Below are 5,880 nucleotides of genomic sequence, written 5' to 3' on the forward strand. Positions count from 1 at the left end.
GCCTGACCATCAGCCGGCGCCTGGTGGAGCTGATGGGCGGGCAACTGGAAGTGCAGAGCGCCCCCGGCCAGGGCAGCGATTTCTACTTCGTCATTCCGTTCGCGGTGGCGCCGGCACCGGCCGACGACGCCGAACCGGCGCAGGCGCGGCGGGTGCTGATCGCCGACGACCACGACCTGGTGAGACGCAGCCTGACCGACATCGCCAACGGCTTCGGCTGGCAGGTGGAAGCGGTGTCCAGCGGCACCGCCGCGTTGGCCGCGGCCGCGCCGGAACGGGCCGAGTTCGACGTGATCCTGCTGGACTGGCGCATGCCCGACCTGGACGGGTTGAGCGTGGCCCAGCGCATCCGCGCGCAATCGGCGCCGGACCGGCAGCCCATCATCGTCATGGTCACCGCCTACGAGCGGCGCATGATCCAGGAGCAGCAGCCTGGCGTCGCCGACGTGGATGCGGTGATGACCAAGCCAGTCACCGCCTCGGCCCTGCAGCGCACCATCGCCATGCTGCTGGCGCGCCGCAACGGCGAGCTGCCCGCGGCAGCGCCCGGCGACGGCGTCGCACGCCTGGCCGGGGCCCGCTTGCTGGTGGTCGACGACAGCGACATCAACCGCGAGGTCGCGCAGCGCATCCTCGAAGGCGAAGGCGCGCTGGTCGAGCTGGCGCAGGACGGCGCCCAGGCGCTGCAGCGGCTACGCCGCGATCCCGGCCGCTTCCACGTCGTGCTGATGGACGTGCAGATGCCGACCATGGACGGCTACGAAGCCACCCGGCAACTGCGTGCCGATCCGGACCTGGCCGCCGTACCGGTGATCGCCCTCACCGCCGGCGCCTATCGCCAGCAGCAGGAGATGGCGCTGTCCAGCGGCATGAACGGCTTCATCGCCAAACCGTTCCAGGTCGAGGACCTGATCGCGATCATCCGCCGGTTCCTGCCGCCGAACCTGACCGCGCTGCCGCTGCTGCCGCTGGCGGTGCCACCGCCGGTGCTGCCGGCGGACGACTGGCCGGTCAGCGACCCCGCGCTGCTCGATACCGTCCAGGCGCAGCGGCTCTGGGGCGAACGCGAGCCGTATCGGCGCTATCTGCTGAAGCTGTTGCAGGAACATCCCGACCCGGCGGCCAGCGTCCGCACCCTGGTGGAAGCGCAACGGCCGGCCGAGGCCGTGTCGCTGGCGCACAAGTTGCGCGGCTCGGCCGGATCGCTGGCCTTGCCGGCGTTGAGCATCGCCAGCGCCGCCCTCGAAGAACGCTTGAGCACGGCGCCGACGCAGGCCGATGCCGAGATCGCCGCGCTGGCCGCGGCGATGGCCGACACCGCGGCCGAAGTGCTGCGCTTCGCCGACGCCACCCAGGGTGCGGCGCCACCCGCGGCAGCGAACCTCGCCGCGGTCGATCCGGCGACGCTGCAGGCGTCCTGGTATCAGGTGCTGCAGGTGCTGGACAGCGACGATCCGGACCGCATCGACCGCACGCTGCGGCAACTGGCGCCGGTCCTGCCGGCGGCACAGGCCGCCGAACTGCAACTGTTGCTGGAGAATTTTTCCTTCCGCGAAGCCGAGGCTAAAGTCAGGCGATGGCTGGCCGATGATCAAACTCATAAGAGTGCGCCGCCCGCGCAGCAGCGCGTATCAGACGGGAACACGCCATGACCCAGCCTTGCATCCTCTGTGTCGATGACGAACCCAGCAACCTGGCGCTGATCCGCCAGCTCCTGCGCGAGGACTACGCGCTGGTGTTTGCCAAGAACGGCGCCGAAGCCCTGCGCGGGGTGGCCAAGCACCGCCCGGCGCTGATCCTGTTGGATGTCGACCTGCCCGACATCGACGGCTACACCCTCGCCCGCACCCTGAAGGAAGATGCGCGCAGCGCGGCGATCCCGATCATCTTCGTCACCGGCAAGGACAAGGACACCGACGAGAGCATCGGGTTCGACGCCGGCGGCGTGGACTACATCACCAAGCCTTACTCGCCGAGCATTCTGCGCGCGCGGGTGCGCACCCACCTGTCGCTGGTCAGCGCCACCAGCCTGGCCGACAGCCATCGCGACGCGATCCAGATGCTGGGCATGGCCGGCCACTACAGCGACTCGGACACCGGCACGCATATCTGGCGCATGGCCGCCTACGCCCGCGCGCTCGCGCTGGCCGCCGGCTGGTCGTGCGAGGACGCCGATCTGCTGGAACAGGCCGCGCCGATGCACGACACCGGCAAGATCGGCATCCCCGATGCGGTGCTGAAGAAGCCCGGGCCGCTGGACGCCGACGAGTGGCAGGTCATGAAGCGGCACCCGCGGATCGGCTACGACATCCTCAGCCGCAGCAGCGCGCCGCTGTTCCGGCTCGCCGCCGAGGTCTCCCTGTACCACCACGAGCACTGGGACGGCGGCGGTTATCCCGCCGGCGTTTCAGGCACGCAGATTCCCGAATCGGCACGGATCGTGGCCCTGGCCGACGTGTTCGATGCGCTCACCTCACCGCGCCCGTACAAGGACGCATGGCCGCTGGAGCAGGCGATGGCGCTGTTCCGCGACAAGGCCGGCAGCCAGTTCGAGCCGCGTCTGGTCGAGTTGTTCGAGGCGATCCTGCCGCAGATCCTGCAGATCCAGGCGTACTGGAACGAGCGCGAGACCGAGGATGACCCGCCGCCACGCGGCAAGGCGCAGACCGCGCTGGGGCATCACGGCAATTGATACAAGCCCCTCTCCCCCCGGGAGAGGGGGTTGGGGTGAGGGGACGGCGCGAAGCGACGCGCAGAGATCGAGGACACGCGGCGTCGCCCGTCCCCTCACCCGCCCCTTCGGGGCCCCTTCTCCCGGATGGAGAAGCAACAGCGCGTTACGCTCCGCGACGTGCGTGCCCGGTCACGCCCATCGCGGCTGAAGCCACTCCTTCAGAAAGACACACGAGGCACCGCTTCTCAGCGCCGCTGCAGACGCCAGGCGCGGTGGATGCGCGGGTTGCGCTCGAAATCCACGTCGATGGTCTGCGCGCTGATCTCCTCGCATACCGCGAATTCGGCCAGCGCGTTCTCGTCCAGCTTGAAGCGGCGGAAGTTGTTGGAGAAGTACAGCACGCCCTCGGGCATCAGCCGCGCCACCGCCGCGCGCAACAGCCGCACGTGCTCGCGCTGGATGTCGAAATCCTCGGCGCGCGCGGAGTTGGAGAAGGTCGGCGGGTCGCAGAAGATCACGTCGTAGCGGTTCTTCTCCGCTTCCAGCCAGCTCAGCGCGTCGGCCTGCACCAGCCGGTGCTGGGCGCCGCCCTTGCCGTTGAACGCCAGGTTGTCGGCGCACCACTGCAGATAGGTGCCGGACAGGTCCACGCTGGTGGTGGAATCGGCGCCGGCCACCGCCGCCTGCACGCTGGCCACGCCGGTGTAGCAGAACAGGTTGAGGAAACGCTTGCCGCGCGCCTGCTGCGCCATCACCCCGCGCAGCGGGCGGTGGTCGAGGAACAGCCCGGTATCCAGGTAGTCGAACAGGTTCACCCGCAGCAGCGCGTCGTGCTCGCGCACCACCAGGAACTCGCCGCGCTGCTCGAAACGGCCGTACTTGCTGCCGCCCTTGCCGCGTTCGCGGGTCTTCAGCGCCACCTGCTCGGCCGGCACCGCGAACACCTCGCGCGCCGCCGCCAGCAGTTCGTTGCGGCGGCGGCGCACGTCCACGTCGGGAATGCTGTCCGGCGCCGCGTACTCCTGCACGTGCAGGAACGTGCGCGCCTGGCCGCCGTCTTCCTGGTACACGTCGATCGCCGCCGCGTACTCGGGCAGGTCGGCGTCGTAGGCGCGGTAGCAGCCGATCCGCGCGCGCGCGCGCCAGGTCTTGAACTTGCGCAGGTTCTTGCGCAGGCGGTTGGCGACCATCTGCGCGCCGTCGCTGAGCGCACGCGGTTCCTCCGCGGCGCCGGCCCGCGGCGCGACCGCGATCGGGTCGCAGACGATCAACGGGCACTCCAGCGCGCCGTTGAACATCTGGTACTTCTTGGCCGCGCGCAGGCCGGTGGCGTAGGCCAGTTCGTCGCTGCCGCACAGCAGGCTGGCGCGCCACTGCGGCACCGCGCGCTTGAGCGCATCGCCCAGGCGCCGGTACAGCGCCGCGTCGGCGGCCAGGCGCTCGTCGTAGGGGGGATTGCACACCACCGTGCCCAACGCCTGCGCCGGCGCGGGCAACGCCGCGACGTCGTGCGCGGCGAAGGCGATCGCCTCGACCACGCCGGCCGCCAGCGCGTTCTCGCGCGCTGCGCGCAGCGCATGCGGGTCGATGTCGCTGCCGTACAGCACCGGCCGCAACGCGGCGCGACCGACCTGGGCGCGCTGCCGCGCCTCGGCCAGCAGCGAACGCCAGGACGCCACGTCGAACCCCAGCCAGCGACTCGGCGCGGCATCGGCATCGGTGTCGCCGCGCTGCTGCGCCGCCAGTTCGCCGCGCAGCAGGCCCGGCGCGACATCGGCGGCCATCAGCGCGCCTTCGATCAGCAGTGTGCCGCTGCCGCACATCGGATCCAGCAGCCCGCCACCCTGCGCATACAGGGCCGGCCACTGCCCGCGCAGCAGCACCGCCGCAGCCAGGTTCTCCTTCAGCGGCGCCTCGTTCTGCGCCTGGCGCCAGCCGCGCCGGTGCAGCGAGCCGCCGCCCAGGTCCACCGACAGCGTCGCGCGCCCCTTGCGCAGCGACAGGTTCAGGCGCAGGTCCGGGTGCTCCACGTCCACCGACGGTCGCTCCAGGCCCTCGCCGCGCAGCGTGTCCACCACCGCATCCTTGACCCGCTGGGCGGCGAAGCGCGCATGGGTGATGCCGGTGCCGGACACATGCGCGTCCACCGCCAGGGTGTGCTGCGGCGCCAGATGGCTGCGCCACGGCAGCGCGGCCACGCCGGCGTACAGTGCCGCCTCGTCGGGGCAGTCGAAGGACTGCAACGGCCACAGCACCCGGCTGGCCAGGCGCGACCACAGCACCGCGCGCTGCGCGTCCTGCAGGCTGCCTTCGGCATTGACCCCGGCGACGGTGGCGGTGGCCTGCGCCACGCCGAGCGCGAGCAGTTCATCGACGAGCAGGTATTCCAGGCCCTTGGCGCAGGAGACGAAGAATTTCACGGAAGGCGGACCAGGACGGACGGGAGGGAGGCACGGCGGACGCCGCGCGCGTGGCGCATCGCAGCGCCGGATCCGGCGTTACCGCGGCCGCGGCCGCGGATCGAGGGATGGGCACGCGCACGCACCGCACCGGAACGGCGCGCAGAATACCACAGGGTCCGTGCGCCCCTGCCTGCTGCGCGGTGCCCTGGCGCAGGGTGCGCCGCGGCCGTCACTGGCCTCGTGTGACGGGCACAGCGACGTCGCCCGCCGGCGTTCGCTTCGCGACCACCCCGCGCCGTGGCAGATGAAGCTGGCGCTGCAGACGCGCCCTCCTGCTGCCTTGGTGCGCGACGCATCGCGCAATGCGAGACCACGAATCCGGCGCCGGGCATGCCCGGCGGCAGACCCCGTCGACGGCAGCGTACGCCGCTCACCACGGCGTCAGCCGCCACGCTTCGGGATCGGCCTGCAAGCGCTGCTGCAGGCGCAGTGTGTCCAGGAACTCCGCATCGTGCGAGACCACCAGCAGCGCGCCGGGGTACTGCAGCAGCACCGCGCGCAAGGCGTCGCGGGCTTCGCGGTCCAGGTGGTTGTCCGGCTCGTCCAGCAACAGCAGTTCGGCCGGCGGCGTGCGGTAGAAGGCGCAGGCCAGCGCAGTCTTCAGCCGCTCGCCGCCGCTGAGCTGGCCGCAGGGCACGCCGATGCGCTGCGCGTCCAGGCCGAGCAAGGCCAGCCGCGTGCGCAGGTCGGCGAGTGCGATGCCGGGCGCGGCGGCCTGCACCTGCGCCAGCGCGGTGGCAGCCG

At 71.4% G+C, this 5,880-nt stretch carries 4 protein-coding genes; 2 read left to right on the plus strand and 2 right to left on the minus strand.

From position 1 onward, the window contains the following. Both D183_RS0109665 and D183_RS0109670 read left to right on the plus strand, forming a co-directional pair. Window positions 1–1,652, plus strand: a 1,652-nt coding sequence (locus D183_RS0109665) for a response regulator (RefSeq protein WP_017908815.1), incomplete at its 5' end; no start/stop codon positions are given. Next, a complete protein-coding gene (locus D183_RS0109670; RefSeq protein ID WP_017908816.1) occupies window positions 1,649–2,692 on the plus strand; it encodes a response regulator in 1,044 nt (347 codons plus the stop codon). The genes D183_RS0109665 and D183_RS0109670, both read left to right, overlap by 4 nt. 227 nt (window positions 2,693–2,919) lie before the next feature. Here D183_RS0109670 and rlmKL read toward each other — a convergent pair whose 3' ends face one another. Next, window positions 2,920–5,094: a bifunctional 23S rRNA (guanine(2069)-N(7))-methyltransferase RlmK/23S rRNA (guanine(2445)-N(2))-methyltransferase RlmL gene (rlmKL, locus tag D183_RS0109675; RefSeq protein ID WP_017908817.1), complete on the minus strand. Its 2,175-nt coding sequence runs from the start codon at window positions 5,092–5,094 to the stop codon at window positions 2,920–2,922. A gap of 412 nt (window positions 5,095–5,506) precedes the next feature. Next, window positions 5,507–5,880, minus strand: a 374-nt coding sequence (locus D183_RS0109680; protein ID WP_017908818.1) for an AAA family ATPase, incomplete at its 5' end; no start/stop codon positions are given.

The organism is Xanthomonas sp. SHU 199, from assembly GCF_000364665.1.
Lineage (GTDB): Bacteria > Pseudomonadota > Gammaproteobacteria > Xanthomonadales > Xanthomonadaceae > Xanthomonas_A > Xanthomonas_A sontii.